This is a genomic window from Tolypothrix sp. PCC 7712 (genome assembly GCF_025860405.1).
Lineage (GTDB): Bacteria > Cyanobacteriota > Cyanobacteriia > Cyanobacteriales > Nostocaceae > Aulosira > Aulosira diplosiphon.
Map to the genome: position 1 here is coordinate 5565082 of NZ_CP063785.1, position 25206 is coordinate 5590287.

Below are 25206 nucleotides of genomic sequence, written 5' to 3' on the forward strand. Positions count from 1 at the left end.
TGTCCCCCAATCCATAACGGGAAATCGACATGACAACAACAACTGACCTAGATTTTCGCGCTCGTGAGGCACTACGTCTCATCGGCTCCGATCCGGAAAACTGGGTGAGCGATCGCCCAGGTATCGATCATAATGTCACAATTGTTGGTGGTAGTGGTAGCGGTAGTGTCTTTGCGTTTGCGCTCCGGCGTGCAGGTATCGGTCGCGTAACAGTAATTGATGCCGCCGAAGATGAAAGCCTTGCTGGCGTGTGGTTAACACGAGCCAGAATGAAAAAGCTCCGCACGCCGAAGAACCTACCAGGCCCGGAATTAGGTATTCCGGAATTATCCTTTCAAGCTTGGTATGAAGCGCGACATGGTGCTGAAGCCTACGCAGCAATTGACCGGATTCCCAGAGTACTCTGGGCTGAATATCTGAGTTGGTATCGGCAGTTTCTCGGTATTTCAGTACGTTACCGGACAAAGTTAGTCAGAGTTGAGCCTGCTGAAGGTTTCTTGCGCCTACACCTTGAGGTAAACGGTGTATCGCAGATAGAAACTACCCGCAAAATTATCTTCGCTAACGGTGTGGCTGGTACTGGTGGCGCGTATATACCGCCTGTACTGGCTGATTTACCTTGCAATTTGTATGCACATACCTCCGAGTTGATTGACTTTGAAGCACTGCGCGGTAAGACTGTAGCGGTGCTGGGTGCGGCGGCTTCAGCTTTCGATGCTGCTGGGGTAGCGCTGGAATCGGGAGCCAAGGAAGTACATTTGTTTGCACGAAGAGAGGCGATCGCATCTTTACCAATCAATCGCGTGCGTGGCTATCCCGGTGCTTACTTCAACTATCCAGAACTATCCGATTCGGCTCGGTGGTTTCAAGCTTGGCGATTTCGGCAAGTAGGTTCCACACCGCCACCTGATGCAATAGAAAGGGTAATCGCCTTTCCTAATTTTTACCTGCATCTATCTGCACCTTGGAAATCAGCCCAGGAAAAAGGCGATCGCATTGTTGCCCAAGTGAAAGATGATGTTTTCGAGTTTGATTTTGCGATCGCTGGTACTGGTTACTTTGTCGATCCCACAAAGCGCCCCGAACTAGCCGAGTTTTCGCAACATATTGCTTTGTGGCGCGATCGCTATCAGCCACCAACAGAACAGCACGACGACGATTTAGGAACGCACCCTTACCTTGGCAAAGCCCACGAATACCTAGAGAAAGTACCTGGTACTGCGCCTTACCTCAAAAACATTCATGTCTTCAATCCGGCTGGTTTTGTCAGCTTCGGCTTGCCAATTGGTGATGTACCCAGCATTCGCCGTGACATCCCTGCAATAGTTTCCCGCATCAGCGAGGATTTATTCTTCGCTGATTGGGAACAGCATGAAGCACGGATTACTGGTAATAACATCGCCCCCGACTTTGAAGACTCATTGTACGCCGCCGCAGTATGGAAACAGCCAGCTAAGGTTGCCGTTAGCTGAGTCTGGGTAGTCCCTCTTTCCTCTGTGTTCTCTGCGTCCTCTGCGGTAAATAAATTACTTTTAAACCACAGAGGCGCAGAGTTCGCAGAGAAAAAATAATCAATGCCCAATGCCCAATGCCCCATGCCCAATCATCACTATGACATTACCTACCACAAATCTCGGTAAAACTGGCTTGACAGTTTCGCGCCTTGTTCTTGGTACGATGACCTTTGGATTGCAGAAAGAAACTTCCAGAGTAATTCTCGATACAGCCGCCGATGCTGGTATCAATTTTTTAGATACAGCCGATGTTTATCCATTGGGTGGCGGAATAGCCACAGCCGGACGCACTGAAGAAATAATTGGTCGCTGGCTCAAAGGTAAACGCGAACATTTTATACTGGCTACCAAAGCTGTAGGCAAAGTAGGCTCTGCACCTTGGGATCAGGGTGCTTCACGCAAACATCTTTTAGATGCAATCGATGCTTCCCTCAAACGCTTGGGAACCGATTACGTTGATTTGTATCAATTACACTCTGATGATACGTCAACTCCCTTAGATGAAACTCTCGAAGCCTTAGACATCATAGTTCGTTCAGGTAAAGCACGTTACATCGGGGTTTCTAATTTCTTAGCTTACCGACTCAGCCGTGCTTTAGGTCGGGCTGATGTGCGAAATTTAACTCGCTTTATCTCGATTCAGCCCCGCTATAATTTATTGTTCCGCGAGATTGAGCGCGAATTGTTACCCCTAGCGCAAGAAGAAGGACTTGGTGTAATTCCTTACAATCCTTTGGCAGGAGGATTACTGACTGGTAAACATAATCTTGCTCAAGGCCCCACCCAAGGAACTCGTTTTACCTTGGGTTTAGCCGCAGAACGTTATCAAGATCGTTATTGGCGCGATCGCGAGTTTAATACTGTAGAAGAATTACGTACAGTCGCAGATTTAGCTGGATTATCCCTCACTACTTTATCATTAGCTTGGGTTTTGGCTAATCCGATTATTACTGCTCCCATTATTGGCGCTAGTCGTCCAGAACAATTGAATGACACTCTCAAAGCAATTGAAGTCAAACTCGATGACAATTTGAAACAAAAATTAGACGATATCACCGCAGAATATCGCAAAGGTGATGCTGTGCGTTAGTTATAAATTGATGTAATATCAGCAGACGGTTTGTTCAGCCGTCTATTTTTTTCTTTTTGTCACCCTTGAGCTACTGTAGCCAGAATGTTTTCCATAGAAACAAAACGCTTAATTCTGCGAGAATTTCAGCCAAAAGATGTAAGTCAAATTGTTTGTCTTTCCATCATCAGTACGAATCTTTGCGATCGCAAGGATCAATACCGGAGCATTTTTCGCCCATCCTTGATTAAACTCTACTAAAGTACTGAGTAGACGGTTGTATTCTGTTGTATCATCTTTGGTAGCAATAATAAAGCTCCAAGGCTGATGGTTGAAAGAAGAAGGTGCCCAACGCGCCGCTTCTAAAAAAGATAGTAGTTTCTCTGGTTCAACAGCGCGATCGCTAAAAGCTCTAGGACTCCAACGACTGCGAATGAATTCATGAACAGGGTATTGCGTAGGAGCAAGTTTCTGCGTCATTTGAGTGAATTTCCTGGGTAATGAACTGAATAGATCTACATCACCGATTCATATTTGATTGCTGCTTGCCAAAGGCTTGGAGCAGTTAAAAAACTTGTTTAGAGAATAAATACTCAATACTACGGCAAATCTGTGTAATAACCGAAGTTTAATTATCCTACTGCATCCATCAGCAGTTAATCAAGTATCAGCGAATCAAAAACCGAGAAGTTACGGAATATTGCAATTAATTGCAACTATGAAATATTTATTCAAAAATTTTGATTTAGGGAGCGATCGCTTTTTGTAGGAGATTGTCAAAATGCTCTCAGATACATCAAAGTAAGAAACTCAAAATGAGAATTTCTTACTTGAAATGTTAAAATCAAAGTATATCAATGCTTATAAGAGCCATTATCGCCCACTGTTCTTGCGAAGCACTGGCTTTTTCTCCTGTATACGGCGATCAATTGCATCCATTTTTTAGTTGATAGGGAATCCCATTGAAGATATCTCGCTTTGGCCAGTTGGTCAGTCGAGTCTGCTTCTTAGTCGGTAATATCTCTTGCAATAAGGGTTCAAAAATTTCCCATTCTGCATCAGTGAGGTTGCTGGAATACGCCATTAGCATTGGATTTTAGATGCTGAGGAGTACCTTAATTCAAAACCTCATAAGATGTCAAATGGGTTCTATAAGGCTTTTCATCAAAAAGCATGACTTCGTAGTGTTTCTGATGGCAACTCACCAAACATTTCTTTGTAACTTACCGTTCGCGCAATCGAGGATGAGTTTGGTGAAATAGATGAAATAAGGGAGAGTCTCTAAGCAGGCGATCGTTTTTGGCATCCCTTATGCCAGAAAGAAAGTTGTGTAGGGTGTAACGGTTTAATGGTAAGTGTGAGAAATGGCACATTTACCCCAACAAATAATCTCAGAACGAATCGACGATGTGGTTCTGCTGCTAGAGGTGATGAAAAAAATGGGACTGCCAGAAATCCTCAACCAAAATTTGCCACGTCATTGGAAACAGGAAGGGCTGGATTGGGGATGGGTAGCTTGCATTTGGTTATCATATATCATCTCACAGGGCGACCACCGAAAAGTACGTGTTCGGGAATGGGTGGAACAACGACACTACACCATAGAGCAAGTATGCGGATTCAACATTCGAGAAACCGACTTTACAGATGACCGTTTAGGAATACTGTTGAAGCGTTTAAGCAAGCCCGAAACTTGGGAACAAATAGAACGGTGTCTCACGCAAAACACTATCCGAGCCTATGACTTAGCGGTGGAGCAAGTGCGTTTAGACGCAACAACAATTAGTGGACACCATCTCGTCAGTGAGTCAGGTTTATTCCAATTTGGACACAGCAAAGATGATCCAAACTTGCCACAGGTAAAACTCATGATGGGGATGATAGACCCATTAGGGATGCCTCTTGTCACTCAGGTAGTATCTGGAGAACAAGCAGATGATGGGTTGTACATTCCCGCCTACCAACAAATTGCTGCCACACTGAACAAAAAAGGGTTGTTGTTTGTTGGCGACTGTAAAATGAGTTCACTATCAACACGCTGCAACATACATATTCAGGGAGATTACTACCTATGTCCATTATCCCTAGTTGGTAAAACTCCAGAACTTCTTGCCGGCTGGGTAGATGATGCTGTTGCAGGTAAATTTCCCCTGATTGATATCAAGCGAACCAGTGTTCATCACAACAGTGAAACCAGCCCAGACTTGGATGTCCTTGAAACAACTATCGCCACTGGCTATGAGGTGTGTCGTCCTGTCGAGGTGGTTGATGAACAATTGCCATTACTATGCTGGCAAGAAAGGGTGTTGATTGTTCACTCACCAACACTTGCAAAACAACAGGTTCAGGGATTAGAGAAGCGACTTCACAACGCACAGCAGAAGTTGATGGCGTTAACTCCACAAAAAGGTCGTGGTAAACGACAAATCAACGACCTACAGGTTTTATTGCAAAAAGCTACAGAAATTCTGCACCTTTATCGAGTCGAAGGCTTACTGAGTTTCGATTATGAGTGCCAAGAAACTGTTGAAGAAACCTATATTGGTCGAGGTCGTCCCACATCTCGCCCCAAGCAAATTACTCGAAAAATTAGGTATCAAATTCAGACTGTTATCCGCAATGAAGATGCTATTGCCCAAACTCACAAAACTTTTGGCTGGAGAGCTTTTGTCACCAATGCTCCCAAGAGTCTGTTAGGAGTTGAACAAGCTGTACTGACTTATCGAGACGAATGGATTGCTGAACGTGGTTTTCATCGTCTCAAGGGTGCGTCACTTTCGATTGCTCCCATGTTTGTGCAACGTGACGACCAAGTTACCGGGCTGATTAATTTACTGAGTCTAGCCCTACGTTTGCTGACAATTATCGAGTTTGTTGTCCGACGGCAATTAACTGCTATTGAGGTCAACTCTCTTGCTGGACTGTATCCCGAACATCCAAAAAAAAGGACTGCTCAACCTACTGCTGAACGGTTGTTACGTGCTTTTTCTAATATCACTTTGACGATTATTGAAGCCCGTGGTCAGCGTTTTGGTTATGTTCCTCCTTTAAACCCTCTACAACAGGAAATTATGAGTTTGCTTGGTCTTCCTTCGGATATTTATAGCAATCTTGTAGATAATTCCTCTTAGTCAAATTCTATTACGCGAACGGTGAGATATAAGGACATACTTGACCGCTTGAAAAGTATGTGGTTCCTACGTAAGGATTCAGGTGGCAGAGTATTGACAAAGGGATCGCTTGAGGAGGAGTATCACAGATATGAACCAAAACCTGCCTCAAGATTTAGACCGGGAAAGCTTGAACCAGTTATCGAAACAAGAACTGGTAGAGATAATCATTGAGCAGAGCAAGGTAATAGGTGAATTACAGAAAACAGTATTAGAACTACAGCAAGAAATAGAACGTTTAAAAGTCAGCAGAGATTTAGACAGCAAAACCTCATCTAAGCCGCCATCAGGGGACATCCTCAAAAAGAGTGAAAACAAAAAAGCAGCACCGCAAGAAGAATCAAATCATCCCAAAAGAAAGCCAGGTGGGCAACCAGGGCATCAAGGTAAGACCCGTAAGGGTTTTGGTAGAGTAGATCGTTGTGAAATCTTACGTCCAAGTGATTGTGTCTGTTGTGGTCAAAAAGCGTTTGCGGCTGTGGCAGTAAAAGTAGAAAAACAGTCTGTAGCGCAACTAGTGGAGCGTCCCATTGAAATAGTTGAGTATCAACGCCATACGTGCCAGTGTGAGTACTGTGGCAATATACAAACAGCCTCCTGGTCACAAGATATCATCCCAGGACAGGATTTAGGGATTTCTTTACAGGCATTTTTAGGATGGGCAAATAATTATGCACATATGCCCTATGAAAAACAGCAAGAAATGTTGTGGGAGTTAGGTCAAATTGAAATTGGGCTGGGAACTTTAGTCACCACAAATGAACGAATTCAAACAGCGATTCAACCAAGCATTACTGAGTTAAGTAATTGGGTAAAACAGACACAACCTAACATTCATGTGGATGAAACACCTTGGTCTGTCAAGGGAGTTAAAGAATGGTTGTGGGTAGTTGCCAATTCTGAGTTTTGCCTGTTTACTGCTGCTGACACTCGTTCCAGAGCAGAACTAGAAGCCATTTTAGGGGCTAAATATACAGGGGTAATCAGCAGCGATGATTTTAGTGTTTACAATGGCTATGCGGTGCCTGAGCAGCAGAAATGTTTGGCTCATCTACGCCGTCACTTCAAAAAACTAATTCAACTTCCAGGTCTTCACAACCAAGCTATTGGTGAAGCATTTGTGGATTTAATTGATGAAGCTTTTGGAAATTATGCCCAATGGTTTGAGACTCTTGACTGCGCCAGTTATAACGATTGGGTCAATCAATTCAAATCTAAATTGCAACAAACACTTGATGACTGGATTAACTTAGCCGGAGCTACAGCAGGAAACCTTTTACGTTCCTTGCGCGATAAAGCCTCCCAATGGTGGTATTTCCTTGACAACCCTGAAGTTCCTCCTGATAACAATCAAGCCGAGCGATCGCTGCGTTTGGCTGTGACAAAACGTAAAGTTAGTGGTGGTTCCCGTTCGATGGAGCGGTTTCAACATACTGCCAATTTGTTGACGGTGGTTCAAACCTGTCGTCGTCAAAGTCTGTCTGTTATTGATTTTTTTGTACAAGCACTAATTGCTGACTCTATTAATTCTCAGTCTCGCCCTTCTCTAGTTCCTCAATTTTAGACCTGAATCCTTACTTTTATATTGGTGATAATAAGAATAAAAAAATAATTGCAGTAGTAGTAGGATGCGTTACGCTATCGCTAACGCATCCGCGTCAAATCTTTTCGTACATTACGGCTTCCTGAAATTTTTTCAGAAATTAAATCTGATTCCTATATCTTAGTGAAAATAAGAATAAAAAATTAACCGCAGATGAAAGAGGATGAACACAGATAAACGCAGATAAGTTTGTAATGAATCTAATTAGCAACCGCTAAAAAAAGGAAAAGGTTTAAATTCACCCTTTCCCTTTTTTCCGGTTTCCTTTTCTTCTTCGATAATGAAGATACAATTCTTAACTTTCCATCACAGCATTTGCTAATCCATCAGAGACTAAAAAACCGTTTTTAACTAGTCTAGTATCAACTACTTCTGATTCAGAGTCATAATTATTAATTAATGGTAAGATTTTGTCTTGTAAATGCATTGATTGTAAATGGCTATTGATGCCAGAGACTGATAAATTATAGGCAGCAATTTTCTGGAGAACTAGACTCATAACCCTTTGATTATTCAGAATTTTTTCTTGGGCTTCTTTTTCTAGTGTATTTTCTAAATAAGCTCTAGCATGAGGGTACTGCTGTAATATTTCATCAGCTTGCTTTTCTGCCATTTCCAACAACTGATTTTTAACTATTTGGTTAATAGTTTGACGGAAAGATTTGCGAATAGTATTAGAAACTTTTGGCTCAAAATCTAACTTTAGTAATTGTCGAATTGCTGGTTCTGCTTCTACGATGCTTTCACAGTCGTAACTTTGAGAAGTTTGCTGCAATGTTTGCCGGAATTGATATATCGAAAAAGTGCCTTCGTCGTAAAATCGGGGGCTTTCTCTCACAAAGCGATCGCACTCTACACTAGCTGCACTAATTAAGGCTTGGGAAACTAGTTTTTCGACAATTTTGATTTCTATTTCAATACCGCCATCATTACCTAATAAACGATATAATTGGCGATAATAATCTGATTTGCGAATTTTCTCGATTAACTGCTGAAACAAATTAGCGACTAATTGCTGTGAAGATAAAATCAAAATATCTTCTAACTGATTCGCTAAATAATAAAATGCTTCTACTAAAATTGCTAGTAAAGGTGCAGTCGCATTCCTGGGATGGCTGAGGGTTGCACGCCGATAAGCATCAGCCACAGAAAAAGTATCTAGCAATTCATCCAAACGGCGAATCATCCGAGATTGCAATTGCCGAAAATCAGCTTCAAAGCTATCACAATTATTATTAATGACTAGGTTAACCTCTTCATTAATATGCTGAACCCAGTCTTTACTAACTTGCTGTAATTGTTGGTTGAGACGTTGCAATTCCTGCACCTTCATTGTCTCAATTTCTCGCGGCTGACTATCTAAGTCCTGATATAATGCTTGATAATGTTTTTTCAAGTTTATACAAATATCTTGCAAATCCTCAGCCAAATTTTGAAAAAGTTGAGGGCGCTTTTCTTCTGTGAGATAGCGAGTAATCGCAGTTCTAAATTCTTCTATGCCACTATCTTTAATTAACTGGCTAATTAATGGCATACCCTGTTCTTTAATAATTCTGATATAGTTTTCATTTGGCGTTTCAAAACTATTCACAGAAATGCGGAACTGAGTAGCTGATAATTTTCCAGAATTAGCACAATAACGGTTAAATTCATTGACAAATTGTGGTGTTTCTTCTCCTCCGTCGAAACCTCTTGCACTTGTAGCAAAGATAGAATCTAAGCCAAATCTATCTTGCTCCGTTGTTTGTTTAATTTGGCTGCCATAAAATCCTAGTAAGCCACTAGTTTTGTAAACCCTATTCGTATCGCGGAACTGTCCGGTAATTAAATCTTCTAATCGTTGCCTTAACTGGGCATTGTACCAGGTTTCATCAATGCGGTTAAAAATATAGAAAACGCGATCGCGGATTCCACCGTTTCCCCGCATAGTTTCTAAAAGTTCCGTTTCTTCTTTTGTCATATCGCCAGCAGAGGCGGGTTTCAATACGCACATCACAGCCGAAGTTTCGGGATGTTGAATTCTTTGATAAGTTAGCAGTGCATCCTTAGCTACTGGCGCATCAATTCCAGGAGTATCAATAATGACGTTACCATCTTGTAATAAAGGATGATGGCAATAATATTCAATCCTTTTCAACACCGAACTATTGCTACCACGTCTTGCATAACTAGCAGCTTCTTTAATATTGGCAAAATTAAATTGTGCCATTGAATATGTAGCATTATTCACTGTATGGATATGTTGGCGATTTGCTACATAACCTTCCAGTAATAAAATTAATGCTTTAGCTTGTTTGGCACGTGCAGATTTACTTTCACCTCCCTCTTGCTGTAAAATAGCTTGACAACCTTGATTAAGCAAATTAATCACATCGGTCTCATTAATATTTGCGACTGTCTTAAATCCTAATTGTTGACATAATGCAACGGCTTGTTCGCGGATTTCGGCTTCACTTAAAAATGTTAAAATAACCCGTTCTTCATCTGCATTTGCATATTCAATTTTGCACTCTGTACCTGTAGCGTGTCCTTCAGCACTGTATAATAATTCTCTTTCTAAAAGTGCATTAATGAGCATCGATTTACCCGCACTAAATGCACCCGCAAACACAATTTCAAATCTTGGAGAAATAACTTTCGCTAGAGAAGTTTTGACAGGTGTAATATCATAAGCGCGTAATGTCGGTTCTTGTTGTAAAAGATTTAATATATATTCAACTTGTTCTTTTAAATCTATAGCTTGATAAGACAAGTCTGACATATTTATAAGCCTGATAAAATTTAAGTATATTTTACTAAAAAATGTATAAAATCTAAAACAGTAGTATTACTGAGAAAGTATGATCAAGCTTTGATGTCATGCAAGAAAAATCAATGATCAACGATAAAAATCCCACCCCCAGAAAGAAGGTAGGATTAGCTGATTATGATTTATTAATTGATGCTCTAGGGAAACTCCAAAAAATCAATTATTCCCTTCAAGTCGTTGACTGTGAACCATCAACAGTCAACAGTCAACGAATATTTGTTTACTTGGAAGTCCCTAGTAGTGAGTACCTGTTTTACGATGGTTGATAGCAGTCACCGCATCAGGTTTGAGTAATTTACCGTTATCAACAGTTGCATAAACTACCCAATGATCACCACATTCTAGACGTTGGCTAACTGAGCATTCCAAATAGGCGATCGCATCTGTTAACACAATACAACCATTGTCAGCAACCGCCGTACTAAAGCTAGCAAATCTATCTTCCCCAGGAGCAAAAGATTTGCGGAAATGCTTCATGTAGTCTATATGATTGCCTTCTTCCAAAACATTTAAGGTAAATTTACCACCTGGATACATCAAAGATTCAATCGCGCGTTCTTTCGCGATCGCTACTGTAATTCCCGGTGGGTTAAATGTGGCTTGAGATACCCAAGCACCTAGCATTCCTGTGGAAACATCTCCTTGCTTGGCGGCGATGACGCAAACAGAACCAACAATTCGACCCACGGCTTGTTCTAAAGGAGTAGCAGCTTGTTGTGGTACGCGCACTTTTTTCGCTTTCTTAATTGCTTGAGCAAAGTCTGTGCCGACTTCTTCACAGTACTTGAGCGTCACATCATCTGGTTTAAACTTGACTTTGAGAGTTTCAAAACCAAATTTATAACCAGCATCCCGGAGTTTACCTTCAATTAAATCAAAGGCTTCACCACTCCAGCCATAGGAACCGAAAACTCCCGCCAGTTTATTGTTATCACCAACGCTGAGAACAATACCTAAAGCAGTATGAATGGGGGTAGGTGCATGACCACCGATAGTAGGAGAACCAATAATGAATGCATCGCACTCTTGCAAGGTGGTGCGGATTTCATCAGGGTCAGCAAATTCGCAGTTGATGGATTTGACCGCGACTCCGCCTTTAGTCAGTCCCAGTGCGATCGCCTGTGCTAAAGTTGCGGTATTTCCATAAGCAGAAGCAAACAACAACGCCACAGATATTTCCCTGGTTCGTTGTGCGTGGCTCCATTCGCCATAAGATTTAGTCAGTTCAATTAAGCTAGTACGTACCAAAGGCCCATGACCAACACCATACATTCTCACCTGCAAATCAGAGATTTTCTCTAAAGCAGCTTCTACGTGTAATGCATGGGGAGCCATCAAACAGTTGTAGTAGTAGCGCTGGTCTTCCTTAAAGCTTTCCCAATTATCATCAAATACTTCATCGCCACAGATATGAGAACCAAATAACTTATCTGTGTAGAGAATTTGCGTTTGTTGGTCGTAGGTACAAAGCGCTTCCGGCCAGCGAGGACTAGGAATCGGGAAGAATTTTAAAACATGACCCTTACCTAAATCCAGAGTCTCTTTCCCCCGCATTACTAAGATATTTAAGCTGTCATCAGGAAAAGCATTCCGCAAATTAGCAGCACAAGGAAGCGAACAGACAAATGTAATTTGAGGCGCTAATTCTAAGAGGGCTTTATATGTTACTACCCGGTTAGGATTAAAGTGACCCAAAATTACATAATCTAATTTTTTTAAATTCAGGGTCTGCTGTAAAGCATCCAGATAAATTTCCGTAAAACTTTCTGCAGGTGGATCAGTAATTGCTGTTTGATCGCCTTCAATTAAATAGCAATTGGAGGTAGTTCCCCTTTCAAGTGCATATTCGATTTCAAACCGCAAACGTGACCAACTACGCGCTCTCAGAACTTTAGTATTTGTCGCAATGGGCAAAACTTGTACGTCACGGGGTTTGGAATTGCTCATAGATTTCGGGTGATTTTTATCAAAAAAATGGAAAAACCGGGTAGAATTAACCCAGTTTTTAGCTAATTCAAAAACGCGGGTGAAGCTATTGGAAAATCTCATATCGTTCTGAGTCCTGAGTACTAAGTGCTTAGTCTTGAGCGATATTCCAGAGCAAAATATAAAGATGAAAAAAGATAGCTTGCTTGATACCAATTCCTCAAAATTCATGACCAATCCAAACTTATAAATCCAGGATGTACCAGGGTTTATTAATTTTGAATTTTGAATTTTGAATTTTGAATTGATATGAGTAGTTCTGAGCGCTATTTACATCCTCATTACTCAGCACTCGTTACTCAGCACTCAGAACTTTTGTGTTTAGTAGTAGTTACCTACTTTGCGATGACGAACGGCTGTCAGTCCCTCTGGTTTGGATACACGACCTTCTTGGACAGTGCAATATAAAATCCAGTGGTCGCTACATTCAATGCTGCTTTGTACTTCACATTCCATGTACGCCAGCGCATCTGTGAGAATCGGAGAACCATTTTTCGCGGTTTGAGTTTTCACACCAGCAAATCGGTCAGCACCAGGGGTTAAGCGCTTGAGGAAGTGCTTTTTAAGTTCTTGATAATTTCCTTCTTCCAGGACATTCAGCACAAAGCGATCGCCTACTTGCATCAATGTATCTATGGCGCGGTCTTTGGCTATTGCAATGGTCAATCCTAAGGGTTGTAAGCTTGCTTGGCTCACCCAAGATGCCAGCATTGCACCATTAACATTACCTTTTTTGGTGGTGACAATATACAAGCCACTGCTAATCCGACCCAACGCTTTTTCCATATTCACGTCGAGGGACTTGAGTTGCTTGAGATTGCGATCGCGCATCAGCACTTGTCCCAAATCTGTACCAGCTTCTGCACAAAGCTTATATGTAGAAGCGTTGGGAGCCTCTTTAATCCGAATCGCTGGGAAGGCTTCCTTAATACCTGAGTCAATAAATTTACGGCGTAGTGTATCGATGGGTTCATCATCCCCACCGTAACACTCAAATAATCCTACTAGTTGCTTGTTATTAACTACAGCCAACAGCGAACTTATACCAGCTATAGCTGCAGCATTGGTACTTGGTGGCATACCAATTACAATACCAGCTGCTCTACCTGCTAATTCTTGGATTTCTTGGGGTTCAGCTGTGCTGAGATCAATCATTTCGATCCCCACACCAGTTTTTTGGATACCCTCCCCAATAGCCTGAATCAGCTTTTCTCCAAAGCCGTATTCGGAGACATAAAACAAGCCAACTGTTGTTTCTGCTTTTGCTTGTCTTTGGCTCCAACTTTGGTAACATTCGGTCAGAATATCCAAATGGTGATGCAGTAAGGGCCCGTGACCGTTGGCAATAATTTTAATTTTTCCTAAATCATTCATCCGCTTCATTGCTGTTAGCAAAGAGCGGGCATTAGGCCCCATCAAGCAATCATAATAAAATCTAAAGTCAGCCTCGATGGCTTCTAAATCTTCATCAAAAGTACGCTCATCACAGAAGTGCATCCCAAAAGCATCGCAAGTGTAGATCACTTCAGTTTTGCGGTCATAGCTAAAGATGGTATCTGGCCAATGCAGATTTGGCGCACTCACAAATTCGATTTCATGTCCTTTGCCAATATCGATGCGATCGCCACTTTTGACAATCCGCTTAGAAAATGGCTCATGTACCAAACCTTCTAAAAATTGCAGCGCAATTTTAGAAGCTAAAACAGTGGCTCTCGGAGCTAACTGCAGAACATCCTCCACCAAGCCGCTATGATCTGGCTCAGTGTGGCTGACAATAATGTAATCAATAGTCTTGGGGTTGACCAGACTTTTCAGCGTTTCTAAATACAGTTCGCGAAACTTCTGGTGAGAAGTATCAACCAAAACTGTTTGCTCACCCCTAATTAAATAGGAATTGTAAGTAGTTCCATTTTGCAGTCCGAATTCGATATCGAAGCGATCGCGATCCCAATCAAGAGAGCGAATCGCCGTGGTGTTAGGGGCAATTTCTACAGTTTGTATAGTTAGCCGATGCTGAACGTTCTCTGCGATCGCTACCATTAATTCGTCTCCGAGCGCAAAACAACAATATTTCTGTCTGCACCCATTCTCCCTATAAGTGTACCTTTGCGTTGTAATGAAGATTAGTTTTTACAAAAATCGACTTGTAGCAATTGTTGCTCTTTTTCAGCATATTTTTTAACTCAAAAAATATGCTGAAAACTCCAATACTTTCCAAGTATCAAGTATTAAATATTGATATTTATTGGCTTAAATTAACATCTCCAATTATCATACATATCAATTTGATATTGACAATAATTTCGTAACAAAAAGCATAAAACATCTAACAAATGTCTCGATTTTTACATTACTGACTATGCATTGAGTAAATCAGAACTTTCAAATACTTAAATAGAAACAATAACAGAGAAATCTTTTACAATTGCTTGGGAATCATTGCTGTTTTCAGATAATGTACTTACTACTAGTGGTCTGTCGTAAAAGTCTTGATGAGTAAATTAACTCTTCCATTTCTCTTCTTTTCTCTCTTCGCGTACTTCATGTCTACCCTGCGGGAACGGCTACGTCGAATGCGGTTCGTTATTTCTTAACATTCAAAATTCATGGGATATACCACTAAAAATTTAATGCAGGTAAATTATCTACCTACAGTTTTGAGCTTTTCTCATTCTCAATGCGACAGAACATTAATTTCAAATAAGATAATCAGCCTCATTACTAAAGTGGGATTTTCATACTTAAATCCAACCACTTAGACTGTGTAATCGGTGCGCTACTAGAAATATAATCCACACCAGTCTGTGCTACAGCACGAATCGTTTCCAAAGTAACATTACCTGAAGCTTCAATTTTAATGTGACTATATTCTTGGCGAATCAACTGCACTGCAATAGACATCATCTCTAAAGACATATTATCCAACATAATAATGTCAGCCTTAAACTCTAGCGCTTCCTTCACCTGCTCTAAAGTTTCCGTTTCTACCTCTATTGTCAGAGGATAAGGTATCTGCGAACGGATGCGCGTAATTGCTTCGCCAATTCCCCCAGCCGCCGCAATGTGATTATCCTTAATCATCACCGCATCATCTAGTCCCATGCGATGATTAATCGCTCCTCCCACAGCCGTTGCGTATTTTTCCAACAACCTCAGCCCTGGTATAGTTTTGCGCGTATCCACTAACTGAGCAGGTAAATCCGCAATTTGCTCTACATATTTATTAGTGAGGGTTGAAATTCCACTCAAACGCATAGCCAAGTTAAGAGCAACTCTTTCCCCCATCAGCAACGCATCTAAAGGCCCATGAATTTCCGCCACTAATTGTCCAGGCTCGCACCATGCACCTTCATCTGTAATTGACGCAAAGCTCACTTTCTCGTTCAAAAGCTGAAATACCCTAGCTGCTACAGGTAACCCAGCAATAATTCCAGGAGCTTTTGCTACCCACTTAGCTGTTCCTAGCTTGACATCTTTAAATAGTAGGCTGTTGGTTGTGCGATCGCCTCGACCAATATCTTCCAACAACCAGCTATGCAACAAAGAGTCAAGGACGAGCCAAGGGGGCAAGATAGCGAAATTGCTCACAGAGTTTATGGATTCCTACGCAACATCCAGGAACAGTATAGGCGAAAAGGCTGACTGTACAAGGGATAGAAGGGCGAACAAAAAAAATGAAACTTTTCCCGAAAAAAAGTTGACAAACGGAAGTAGGCTCGATATATTAGATAAGTGCCTGAGAGCGGAGCGCGAAAAGCGGCGCTGGTAGGGACACCGAACCTTGAAAATCATATAGTTTGAAAGCCAGTATATAACATATACCCTGCGTCAGTAAAGAGAATTACCGGACTGAGGTATAAATCAGTCGATTAAGAGCTAAACGAACTTTATCTACAAAATGGAGAGTTTGATCCTGGCTCAGGATGAACGCTGGCGGTATGCTTAACACATGCAAGTCGAACGGTCTCTTCGGAGATAGTGGCGGACGGGTGAGTAACGCGTGAGAATCTAGCTCTAGGTCGGGGACAACCACTGGAAACGGTGGCTAATACCGGATGTGCCGGAAGGTGAAAGATTTATTGCCTAGAGATGAGCTCGCGTCTGATTAGCTAGTAGGTGTGGTAAGAGCGCACCTAGGCGACGATCAGTAGCTGGTCTGAGAGGATGATCAGCCACACTGGGACTGAGACACGGCCCAGACTCCTACGGGAGGCAGCAGTGGGGAATTTTCCGCAATGGGCGAAAGCCTGACGGAGCAATACCGCGTGAGGGAGGAAGGCTCTTGGGTTGTAAACCTCTTTTCTCAAGGAAGAAAAAAATGACGGTACTTGAGGAATAAGCATCGGCTAACTCCGTGCCAGCAGCCGCGGTAATACGGAGGATGCAAGCGTTATCCGGAATGATTGGGCGTAAAGCGTCCGCAGGTGGCAATGTAAGTCTGCTGTTAAAGAGTGAGGCTCAACCTCATAAGAGCAGTGGAAACTACATAGCTAGAGTGCGTTCGGGGCAGAGGGAATTCCTGGTGTAGCGGTGAAATGCGTAGAGATCAGGAAGAACACCGGTGGCGAAAGCGCTCTGCTAGGCCGCAACTGACACTGAGGGACGAAAGCTAGGGGAGCGAATGGGATTAGATACCCCAGTAGTCCTAGCCGTAAACGATGGATACTAGGCGTGGCTTGTATCGACCCGAGCCGTGCCGGAGCTAACGCGTTAAGTATCCCGCCTGGGGAGTACGCACGCAAGTGTGAAACTCAAAGGAATTGACGGGGGCCCGCACAAGCGGTGGAGTATGTGGTTTAATTCGATGCAACGCGAAGAACCTTACCAAGACTTGACATGTCGCGAATCCTCTTGAAAGGGAGGAGTGCCTTCGGGAGCGCGAACACAGGTGGTGCATGGCTGTCGTCAGCTCGTGTCGTGAGATGTTGGGTTAAGTCCCGCAACGAGCGCAACCCTCGTTTTTAGTTGCCAGCATTAAGTTGGGCACTCTAGAGAGACTGCCGGTGACAAACCGGAGGAAGGTGGGGATGACGTCAAGTCAGCATGCCCCTTACGTCTTGGGCTACACACGTACTACAATGCTACGGACAAAGGGCAGCGAGCTAGCGATAGCAAGCAAATCTCATAAACCGTGGCTCAGTTCAGATCGCAGGCTGCAACTCGCCTGCGTGAAGGAGGAATCGCTAGTAATTGCAGGTCAGCATACTGCAGTGAATTCGTTCCCGGGCCTTGTACACACCGCCCGTCACACCATGGAAGCTGGCAACGCCCGAAGTCATTACTCCAACCATTCGTGGGGGAGGATGCCGAAGGCAGTGCTGGTGACTGGGGTGAAGTCGTAACAAGGTAGCCGTACCGGAAGGTGTGGCTGGATCACCTCCTTTTAGGGAGACCTACCCAACTTTGAAATCAATTGCAAACAGTCAATAGAGACAAAGATGGTCTACTCTAGGTCGGTCGCAGGTATAGTGAAGGCTTTCAAACTATAGAGAGGTTCTCAATTATGGGCTATTAGCTCAGGTGGTTAGAGCGCACCCCTGATAAGGGTGAGGTCCCTGGTTCGAGTCCAGGATGGCCCACCTGAACAAGTAAAAAGAGCAAAGTAAAAAGTAAAAAGAAAGTGTAAATTCTTTTGAATTTTTCCTTTAAACTTTTACCTTGTGGATGGGGGTTTAGCTCAGTTGGTAGAGCGCCTGCTTTGCAAGCAGGATGTCAGCGGTTCGAGTCCGCTAACCTCCACATGATATCTGTTGTGACAGCAGCAAAAGTGAATATATCACAGGTAAAAATTAGCCAAAAGTGATAGAGTGAGTAGTTTTTGTGTTCATAGCAGAGAATGTGGTAAGATAAGAGATTGTGGGTAAATTCAGCAATTGACGTCAAAAAGAGTCAAACTGCTGGAAATAGTCCAGCCAGAACCTTGAAAACTGCATAGTAACGCGAAAAATAGCAGGCAGACGAAATTTCAAGTAATGAGTGCTGAGTGCTGAGTGCTAAGTGTAAAACACAAAGGCTCCCATGAAAGTAGTCAGGAAAGAGAAAGAGTTTGCAGATGTGAAACCAAATGTATTGTGGTCAAGCTAATAAGGGCTGATGGTGGATACCTAGGCACACAGAGGCGAAGAAGGACGTGGTTACCGACGAAATGCTCCGGGGAGTTGGAAGCAGACTATGAGCCGGAGGTATCCGAATGGGGCAACCCTATGTACTACCTGCTGAATATATAGGCAGGAAAGAGCCAACCCAGCGAATTGAAACATCTTAGTAGCTGGAGGAAGAGAAATCAATTAAGAGATTCCCTCAGTAGTGGTGAGCGAAAGGGGAAAAGCCTAAACCAGTTGGTTTACTGACTGGGGTAGTGGGACAGCGATATCGAATCTAGAGGTTAGACGAAGCAGCTAAATACTGCACCAAAGAAGGTGAAAGTCCTGTAGTCAAAAGCTGAAGGATAGTAGCTGAATCCCGAGTAGCATGGGGCACGAGGAATCCCATGTGAATCAGCGAGGACCACCTCGTAAGGCTAAATACTACTGTGTGACCGATAGTGAACCAGTACCGCGAGGGAAAGGTGAAAAGAACCCCGGGAGGGGAGTGAAATAGAACATGAAACCATCAGCTTACAAGCAGTGGGAGTCCGATTCAACGGATGACCGCGTGCCTGTTGAAGAATGAGCCGGCGACTTATAGGCACTGGTAGGTTAAAGCGAGAATGCTGGAGCCAAAGGGAAACCGAGTCTGAAAAGGGCGATAATCAGTGTTTATAGACCCGAACCCTGGTGATCTAACCATGTCCAGGATGAAGCTTGGGTAACACCAAGTGGAGGTCCGAACCGACCGATGTTGAAAAATCGGCGGATGAGGTGTGGTTAGGGGTGAAATGCCAATCGAACCAGGAGCTAGCTGGTTCTCCCCGAAATGTGTTTAGGCGCAGCGGTAATGATTATATTTGGGGGGTAAAGCACTGTTTCGGTGCGGGCTGGGAGACCGGTACCAAATCGAGACAAACTCAGAATACCCAAAGCACACATTGCCAGTGAGACAGTGGGGGATAAGCTTCATTGTCAAGAGGGAAACAGCCCAGACCACCAGCTAAGGTCCCCAAATCATCGCTAAGTGAGAAAGGAGGTGAGAGTGCATAGACAACTAGGAGGTTTGCCTAGAAGCAGCCACCCTTGAAAGAGTGCGTAATAGCTCACTAGTCAAGCGCTCTTGCGCCGAAAATGAACGGGGCTAAGCGATGTACCGAAGCTGTGGGATTTGTTGAAAAATAAATCGGTAGGGGAGCGTTCCGTGGTAGGGAGAAGCAGTAGCGGCAAGCAGCTGTGGACGAAACGGAAGTGAGAATGTCGGCTTGAGTAGCGCAAATATGTGTGAGAATCACATACCCCGAAACCCTAAGGGTTCCAGAGCCAGGTTCGTCCGCTCTGGGTTAGTCGGGACCTAAGGCGAGGTCGAAAGGCGTAGTCGATGGACACAGGGTGACTAATCCCTGACTAAGGTATGGGAGCATTGCTAGGGACGCATGAAAGATAGCTACACCCTGATTGGTTTGGGAGGAGTTTACGAACTCCGAGTAGTGATTCGATTGTGCCAAGAAAAGCTAGGAATGTGATGAACATATCTTACCCGTACCCGAAACCGACACAGGTAGGGAGGTTGAGAATACCAAGGGGCGCGAGATAACTCTCTCTAAGGAACTCGGCAAAATGGCCCCGTAACTTCGGAAGAAGGGGTGCCCACGAGAGTGGGTCGCAGTGAAGAGATCCAGGCGACTGTTTACCAAAAACACAGGTCTCCGCAAACTCGAAAGAGGAGGTATGGGGGCTGACGCCTGCCCAGTGCCGGAAGGTTAAGGAAGCTGGTCAGCGAAAGTGAAGCTGGCGACCGAAGCCCCGGTGAACGGCGGCCGTAACTATAACGGTCCTAAGGTAGCGAAATTCCTTGTCGGGTAAGTTCCGACCCGCACGAAAGGCGTAACGATCTGGATGGTGTCTCAGAGAGAGACTCGGCGAAATAGGAATGTCTGTGAAGATACGGACTGCCTGCACCTGGACAGAAAGACCCTATGAAGCTTTACTGTAGCCTGGAATTGTGTTCGGGCTTCGCTTGCGCAGGATAGGTGGGAGGCAAAGAGATATTCCTTGTGGGGAATATGGAGCCAACGGTGAGATACCACTCTGGCGAAGCTAGAATTCTAACCTCGCACCCTTACCGGGTGTAGGAACAGTTTCAGGTGGGCAGTTTGACTGGGGCGGTCGCCTCCTAAAAAGTAACGGAGGCGCGCAAAGGTTCCCTCAGCACGCTTGGAAACCGTGCGGCGAGTGTAAAGGCATAAAGGGAGCTTGACTGCAAGAGTGACCACTCGAGCAGGTACGAAAGTAGGCCTTAGTGATCCGACGGCGCAGCGTGGAATGGCCGTCGCTCAACGGATAAAAGTTACTCTAGGGATAACAGGCTGATCTCCCCCAAGAGTCCACATCGACGGGGAGGTTTGGCACCTCGATGTCGGCTCATCGCAACCTGGGGCGGAAGTACGTCCCAAGGGTTGGGCTGTTCGCCCATTAAAGCGGTACGTGAGCTGGGTTCAGAACGTCGTGAGACAGTTCGGTCCATATCCGGTGCAGGCGTAAGAGCATTGAGAGGAGTCCTCCTTAGTACGAGAGGACCGGGAGGAACGCACCGCTGGTGTACCAGTTATTGTACCCACAGTAGACGCTGGGTAGCCAAGTGCGGAGCGGATAACCGCTGAAAGCATCTAAGTGGGAAGCCCACCTCAAGATGAGTGCTCTCACTACAAATGTAGGTAAGGTCACGGGCAGAACACCCGTTGATAGGCTCTATGTGGAAGTGCAGTAATGCATGAAGCAGAGGAGTACTAATAGACCGAGGGCTTGACCTCATCAATCATTGGTTATTTCGCGTTACTTGCAGTCTTCAGGGTTTTGTTGACAGTTAACTGTTAACCGTTAACCGTCAACCAACCACAAGTTTTCCTGGTGTCTATTGCGCTGTGGAACCACACTGACTCCATCCCGAACTCAGAGGTGAAACGCTGCTGCGGCCACGATAGTCTAGGGGTTGCCCTACGCCACAATAGCTCGATGCCAGGTCTATTCATGAAACAACACAAATTGCCTCTCCAATAACATAAGGAGGGGCTTTTTGTTTTATAGCCATAGCCATGTTCTTTAGGACTTTAAGAGGATGTTTGAAAAGTCGGTCAGGCAGTAAAAAAGCCCTCAGGGCGTCATCCCTCTTTTGTTACCTTCGGCAGAGAATAATCCCCAAAGGGGCGTAAAGGGCGATCGGTTTTGTTGGAGTGGTTGAGTTCACAAGAATAATGCTGAGGGAAAAAATGCTACTTTACAGGGTCGATGTGTACTGTTTTTTTTTAGTCATGCTCATGTGAGATTATATTTTGTGTGATGTCTCGTTTGATGTCTGTGTTGCTATTTGCACCTTGCTTGAGGCGATCGCCTAGCGATAATCATGCTACAATCGCATAGGATATGTTATAACATTTCTTCAAATTCACAGGTTTTAGATAAACAAAAGATACTTCAATCTGTGGATCAATAGCTGGAGAGGTGGCAGAGTGGTTGAATGCGACGCACTCGAAATGCGTTTTGGGGCAACTCAACGGGGGTTCGAATCCCCCCCTCTCCGTTTTACTACCGCCAGGGTGGTTTCATACAAAGAAAGAAAAAACTCTATCGAGTTGATGGGAGAGCGCGCGTTGTGTTTGAGGAATAGTTCGGAAACCGAGTGTGCGCGCGATCGCTCCGGAAAAAGTTGTGTAAAATAGACCAATTCACAGGGGTATTGCCACCACGGCATGGTGGAAAGTCTTCTTTGAATGTGACATCTCTTACCCAATGGAGTCGATTTTCGATTCTCCAATGCCCTTGAATGTCGGCAAGTAACTGTTGATCTGAGAAATATTAGACCTCTTGCAAAAGTGCTTTTTGAAAGAGGGGTAATAAAAAACCCACACCTGACCGGGTGGGTAGGTGTGGGTAGGTTATTCAACCACTGATGTTGAAGCTCCTTCAGCAGATGAAGGTACGCTAGGTAATTCAAGACAATATCCTGCTCCGTATACTGTCTTGATATAGCGGGGATGACGGGGATCTGGTTCGAGTTTGGTTCTTAAGTGGCGAATATGAACTCGAATTGTCTCAATGTCATCGTCTGGATCGTAACCCCAAACTTCCCGCAGGATTTCGCTAGGAGAAACTGTCTGTCCGTGGCGCTGGAGCAAGCAATGAAGTAACTCAAATTCCAAGTGAGTCAGTTTAACTGTCTCATGAAACCATATGGCCTCAAATCTTTCGGGAACGAGGGTAAGCGGGCCATAATTCAGAATTTCGCTATGCTTTGCTGCTTGAGGAATACGATCGGTGCGCCGCAAAAGCGCTCGCACTCGTGCCAGCATTTCTTCAACTTCAAAGGGCTTGGTAAGGTAGTCATCAGCTCCAGCATTGAAGCCTTCTACCTTATCTTGTGTTTGGCTTAAAGCCGTCAACATTAACACAGGAATTTCAGCGGTGCGCTCGTCCCGACGCAGCCGTTGGCAAACAGTAAATCCATCTACCCTGGGCAACATCAAATCGAGCATGATCAAGTCTGGTTGTAGCTGGAGAGCTAGCGCTTGACCTTTTATTCCATCTTCCGCTTGACTAACATCGTAGCCAGCCATTTCCAAGTTGACGGCAACGAGTTCTGAAATTGCTGGGTCATCGTCTATGACAAGAATCCTCGGCATTCTTAAAAAATTATTACTACTTATTAAGGATAAATAAGAACCTTTGGTAGATACAAAGATTTCTGTATTGATTATAAAAAAGATTTGAAATATAACATAAATCTTAAAATAAACAAGCTGAAGAAATCTCCCTCAATGTACACGAAAGACTCTATATGATGTGTTACGCTCCCTACAATCCGCCTTGGTTCCTACAAAATGGTATAGCAATGACTGTATACACCGCTTTGTGGGGAATTCGTTATTGGGAAAGTACAATTAAAAATCCCGAGCCGCAATATCATAAAACAGTTTTGACTGGTGGGCAAGATGTACCAATTTTTTGTTGGGTAGCGATACCAAAAAATGCTCATAGTACGATTATTGGCACTTATGGTATTACAGGAGAGTTAGGTACGCAATGGTTTTTAAGAATTCTCGGACGTAAAGCTTACGCCGAAGGATATGCTGTGGTGTTATTTGATTGGCGCGCTCATGGCAAAACAGCTGATTTGTCACCAACTTTGATGTCCGATGGGTTGTATGAGGGGGAAGATTTCGTCCGTCTAGCCGCGGCGGCTGCGGCAATGGGATGTCCAAAGAACTTTTGGTTTGTGGGGTTTTCCTTAGGGGGACAATTGGCGCTGTGGGGTTTAAAAGCTGCTATGGAGTTAAGTAGTAGGGATCAAGATTTAGGAATCACAGCCAGTCATATTGGCGGTGCTGCGGTTATTTGCCCAAATTTGGATTCTACACGATCGCTAGCTTATTTACTTCAATATCCCTTTGGTAGGTATTTAGAGGCTAATATAGCCCGAAAATTAGAACAACTGGCATGGCAGATCCATGATGCTCATCCTGGTAGCCTCGATCCAGCAGCGATTAAACGGGCAAAGAGCATCTGGAATTTTGATCGGGAACTGGTAATTGAAAAATTAGGTTTTTCTTCTGTGGAAGCTTATTACCAAGCTAGTAGTCCTTTGCAGTTTCTACCACATCTCTCAAAACCCACATTGATTATCTATGCGGCTGATGACCCATTTTTTGACCCAGAAATTATTCCTGATTTAGAAGCTGCTTGTACTAACAATTCAATGATAGATTTGATGCTCACCCGCTACGGTGGACATATTGGCTACCTGAATAGTGCCAAAGGTCAGCTTCAAGCCCAAGATTCAGACCCTTGGTGGGCTTGGAATAGGGTTTTGCAGTGGATTGAGCAGCAGAGGAAAGAATAGAGATTATTTTAAAACCAAAATTTTGAAGTTAGTGAACTTAAAACAAAAAATATATAGCAGATTGCAAGTTGGTGAGGTACAGATAATTGTAAGGGCATGTCCCGAAGCGCGTACCTCATTTGCCTGAAATACTCTGTATCAAGTTATACCACCATCTCATGCAGCAGTCAACTCAAGACAATAACCGCGATTTTCTCCGCCAGATTGTCACCCTAGTTGCAATTATTGGCGCTTTTGTAGTGAACGTATTATCAAATATTTTTCCGATGAATGGGCTGAGTATTGGGCAAATTTCCAATACTTTGTTCAAAAATGTCTTGATTATCCCTGCCAACTATGCATTTGCGATTTGGGGATTGATTTATCTTGGTTTATTTGCTTTTGGTATTTACCAATTTTTACCCAGCCAGAAATATGATTCTGATTTACGCAATACAGGATATTTCTTAGTTATTGCCTCTATTGCTCAAAGTATTTGGGTATACCTATTTCTATCTAGGCTGTTTGTCTTTTCTGTTGTAGCAATGTTGTTGATTTTGCTACCTCTAATTGTCATATATCTGCGATTAGATATTGGTAACCAACTTGCACCTAGACAAAAAAAGTGGTTTATCTACCGACCTATTAGCATTTATCTCAGTTGGATTAGTGTAGCAACTATTGTTAATGTTGCCTGTGCTTTATATTTTCAAAGTTGGAATGGTTGGGGTATTTCTGGGGAAATTTGGACTGCGATTTTGTTGTTCATAGCAACTGTAATTGCTGTAGTTATTGTTATGCAACGCCAAGACATTGCTTATACTGGAGTCACGGTATGGGCAATCTTGGCGATCGCTATCAAGCACTGGAATAATCCTCTACTTAGAAATGTGGCTTTAGCTTTGATAATTGCCCTTGTTTTGATTACTATATTTAAGATTAGCCGTAATTAAAGACAGGTGTATAAATGGGGCATAATTTTAATAGTTTTGTAGGATGAGCATCTTGCTAGCAATTTGTATTTATAAGCCAGGTAAGATGCACAACACAATAATTATCTATAAATTCAGCAATGCCGAATTTTAATTAAACAG

Annotated in this window: 14 protein-coding genes, 3 tRNA genes and 3 rRNA genes; 13 read left to right on the plus strand and 7 right to left on the minus strand. The window is 43.5% G+C overall.

Annotation, left to right across the window (positions count from 1 at the left end; translation table 11 throughout):
• Window positions 1-29: 29 nt before the first annotated feature.
• Complete coding sequence (locus HGR01_RS22935; RefSeq protein ID WP_045874516.1) at window positions 30-1472, plus strand: SidA/IucD/PvdA family monooxygenase; 1443 nt, start codon at window positions 30-32, stop codon at window positions 1470-1472.
• Between the two features lie 139 nt (window positions 1473-1611).
• On the plus strand, window positions 1612-2604 hold the full coding sequence (locus tag HGR01_RS22940) for an aldo/keto reductase (RefSeq protein ID WP_045874589.1): 993 nt from the start codon (window positions 1612-1614) through the stop codon (window positions 2602-2604).
• A gap of 108 nt (window positions 2605-2712) precedes the next feature.
• On the opposite strand, the gene HGR01_RS22945 is transcribed toward HGR01_RS22940, so the two are convergent.
• Together HGR01_RS22945 and HGR01_RS22950 are read right to left on the minus strand one after the other, a co-directional pair.
• Complete coding sequence (locus HGR01_RS22945; protein ID WP_052335454.1) at window positions 2713-3063, minus strand: nitroreductase family protein; 351 nt, start codon at window positions 3061-3063, stop codon at window positions 2713-2715.
• 445 nt (window positions 3064-3508) lie between these two features.
• A complete protein-coding gene (locus tag HGR01_RS22950) occupies window positions 3509-3673 on the minus strand; it encodes a transposase (protein WP_264263422.1) in 165 nt (54 codons plus the stop codon).
• A 274-nt stretch (window positions 3674-3947) separates the two neighbouring features.
• On the opposite strand from HGR01_RS22950, the gene HGR01_RS22955 reads away from it, so the two are divergent.
• Entirely contained in the window at window positions 3948-5714 is a 1767-nt protein-coding gene (locus HGR01_RS22955; RefSeq protein WP_045873139.1) for a hypothetical protein, read from the plus strand.
• Window positions 5715-5844: 130 nt separating this feature from the next.
• The gene (tnpC, locus tag HGR01_RS22960; RefSeq protein ID WP_045868690.1) at window positions 5845-7317 is read left to right on the plus strand and encodes an IS66 family transposase; all 1473 of its coding nucleotides are present in this window, start codon (window positions 5845-5847) and stop codon (window positions 7315-7317) included.
• A 334-nt stretch (window positions 7318-7651) separates the two neighbouring features.
• Here the strand turns inward: tnpC and HGR01_RS22965 are convergent, their stop codons facing one another.
• Window positions 7652-10117, minus strand: coding sequence for a dynamin-like GTPase family protein (locus tag HGR01_RS22965; protein ID WP_045873140.1), 2466 nt, complete (start codon window positions 10115-10117; stop codon window positions 7652-7654).
• Window positions 10118-10230: 113 nt separating this feature from the next.
• Here HGR01_RS22965 and HGR01_RS22970 point away from each other — a divergent pair, with 113 nt between their 5' ends.
• Window positions 10231-10431, plus strand: coding sequence for a hypothetical protein (locus tag HGR01_RS22970; RefSeq protein ID WP_155539526.1), 201 nt, complete (start codon window positions 10231-10233; stop codon window positions 10429-10431).
• Here HGR01_RS22970 and HGR01_RS22975 read toward each other — a convergent pair.
• From HGR01_RS22975 to nadC, 3 genes are all read right to left on the minus strand, one after another.
• Entirely contained in the window at window positions 10400-12112 is a 1713-nt protein-coding gene (locus HGR01_RS22975) for a diflavin flavoprotein (RefSeq protein ID WP_045873254.1), read from the minus strand. The two genes, HGR01_RS22970 and HGR01_RS22975, sit on opposite strands and share 32 nt — an antisense overlap.
• Window positions 12113-12472: 360 nt before the next feature.
• On the minus strand, window positions 12473-14191 hold the full coding sequence (locus HGR01_RS22980; protein WP_045873142.1) for a diflavin flavoprotein: 1719 nt from the start codon (window positions 14189-14191) through the stop codon (window positions 12473-12475).
• A 681-nt stretch (window positions 14192-14872) separates the two neighbouring features.
• Window positions 14873-15739: a carboxylating nicotinate-nucleotide diphosphorylase gene (gene nadC, locus HGR01_RS22985; protein WP_045873143.1), complete on the minus strand. Its 867-nt coding sequence runs from the start codon at window positions 15737-15739 to the stop codon at window positions 14873-14875.
• Between the two features lie 307 nt (window positions 15740-16046).
• Between nadC and HGR01_RS22990 the strand changes: the two genes are divergently transcribed.
• The 6 genes from HGR01_RS22990 to HGR01_RS23015 all read left to right on the plus strand — a co-directional run bounded on the left by HGR01_RS22990 (window position 16047) and on the right by HGR01_RS23015 (window position 21817).
• Window positions 16047-17535, plus strand: a 16S ribosomal RNA gene (locus HGR01_RS22990).
• 121 nt (window positions 17536-17656) lie between these two features.
• A tRNA-Ile gene (locus HGR01_RS22995) sits at window positions 17657-17730 on the plus strand.
• A gap of 87 nt (window positions 17731-17817) precedes the next feature.
• Window positions 17818-17890, plus strand: a tRNA-Ala gene (locus HGR01_RS23000).
• Window positions 17891-18224: 334 nt separating this feature from the next.
• A 23S ribosomal RNA gene (locus tag HGR01_RS23005) occupies window positions 18225-21050 on the plus strand.
• Between the two features lie 93 nt (window positions 21051-21143).
• Window positions 21144-21261, plus strand: a 5S ribosomal RNA gene (gene rrf, locus HGR01_RS23010).
• Together the 16S, 23S and 5S rRNA genes with 3 tRNA genes alongside form the textbook arrangement of a ribosomal RNA operon.
• Before the next feature lie 471 nt (window positions 21262-21732).
• Window positions 21733-21817, plus strand: a tRNA-Ser gene (locus HGR01_RS23015).
• Between the two features lie 355 nt (window positions 21818-22172).
• On the opposite strand, the gene HGR01_RS23020 is transcribed toward HGR01_RS23015, so the two are convergent.
• A complete protein-coding gene (locus HGR01_RS23020; protein ID WP_045873179.1) occupies window positions 22173-22916 on the minus strand; it encodes a response regulator transcription factor in 744 nt (247 codons plus the stop codon).
• Between the two features lie 155 nt (window positions 22917-23071).
• Here HGR01_RS23020 and HGR01_RS23025 point away from each other — a divergent pair, with 155 nt between their 5' ends.
• Window positions 23072-24133, plus strand: a complete 1062-nt coding sequence (locus HGR01_RS23025; RefSeq protein WP_045873180.1) for a YheT family hydrolase — start codon at window positions 23072-23074, stop codon at window positions 24131-24133.
• Between the two features lie 158 nt (window positions 24134-24291).
• On the plus strand, window positions 24292-25065 hold the full coding sequence (locus HGR01_RS23030; RefSeq protein ID WP_045873181.1) for a hypothetical protein: 774 nt from the start codon (window positions 24292-24294) through the stop codon (window positions 25063-25065).
• Window positions 25066-25206: the final 141 nt, after the last annotated feature.

What these genes read in the sequence shown, in the direction of transcription:
- HGR01_RS22970 (WP_155539526.1), top strand. Translation starts at nt 10,231, where the DNA reads ATGATCAACGATAAAAATCCCACCCCCAGAAAGAAGGTAGGATTAGCT.
- HGR01_RS22980 (WP_045873142.1), bottom strand. Translation starts at nt 14,191, where the DNA reads ATGGTAGCGATCGCAGAGAACGTTCAGCATCGGCTAACTATACAAACT.
- HGR01_RS22940 (WP_045874589.1), top strand. Translation starts at nt 1,612, where the DNA reads ATGACATTACCTACCACAAATCTCGGTAAAACTGGCTTGACAGTTTCG.
- HGR01_RS22935 (WP_045874516.1), top strand. Translation starts at nt 30, where the DNA reads ATGACAACAACAACTGACCTAGATTTTCGCGCTCGTGAGGCACTACGT.
- HGR01_RS22945 (WP_052335454.1), bottom strand. Translation starts at nt 3,063, where the DNA reads ATGACGCAGAAACTTGCTCCTACGCAATACCCTGTTCATGAATTCATT.
- tnpC (WP_045868690.1), top strand. Translation starts at nt 5,845, where the DNA reads ATGAACCAAAACCTGCCTCAAGATTTAGACCGGGAAAGCTTGAACCAG.
- HGR01_RS23025 (WP_045873180.1), top strand. Translation starts at nt 23,072, where the DNA reads ATGATGTGTTACGCTCCCTACAATCCGCCTTGGTTCCTACAAAATGGT.
- HGR01_RS22950 (WP_264263422.1), bottom strand. Translation starts at nt 3,673, where the DNA reads ATGCTAATGGCGTATTCCAGCAACCTCACTGATGCAGAATGGGAAATT.
- HGR01_RS23020 (WP_045873179.1), bottom strand. Translation starts at nt 22,916, where the DNA reads ATGCCGAGGATTCTTGTCATAGACGATGACCCAGCAATTTCAGAACTC.
- HGR01_RS22965 (WP_045873140.1), bottom strand. Translation starts at nt 10,117, where the DNA reads ATGTCAGACTTGTCTTATCAAGCTATAGATTTAAAAGAACAAGTTGAA.
- HGR01_RS22955 (WP_045873139.1), top strand. Translation starts at nt 3,948, where the DNA reads ATGGCACATTTACCCCAACAAATAATCTCAGAACGAATCGACGATGTG.
- HGR01_RS22975 (WP_045873254.1), bottom strand. Translation starts at nt 12,112, where the DNA reads ATGAGCAATTCCAAACCCCGTGACGTACAAGTTTTGCCCATTGCGACA.
- HGR01_RS23030 (WP_045873181.1), top strand. Translation starts at nt 24,292, where the DNA reads ATGCAGCAGTCAACTCAAGACAATAACCGCGATTTTCTCCGCCAGATT.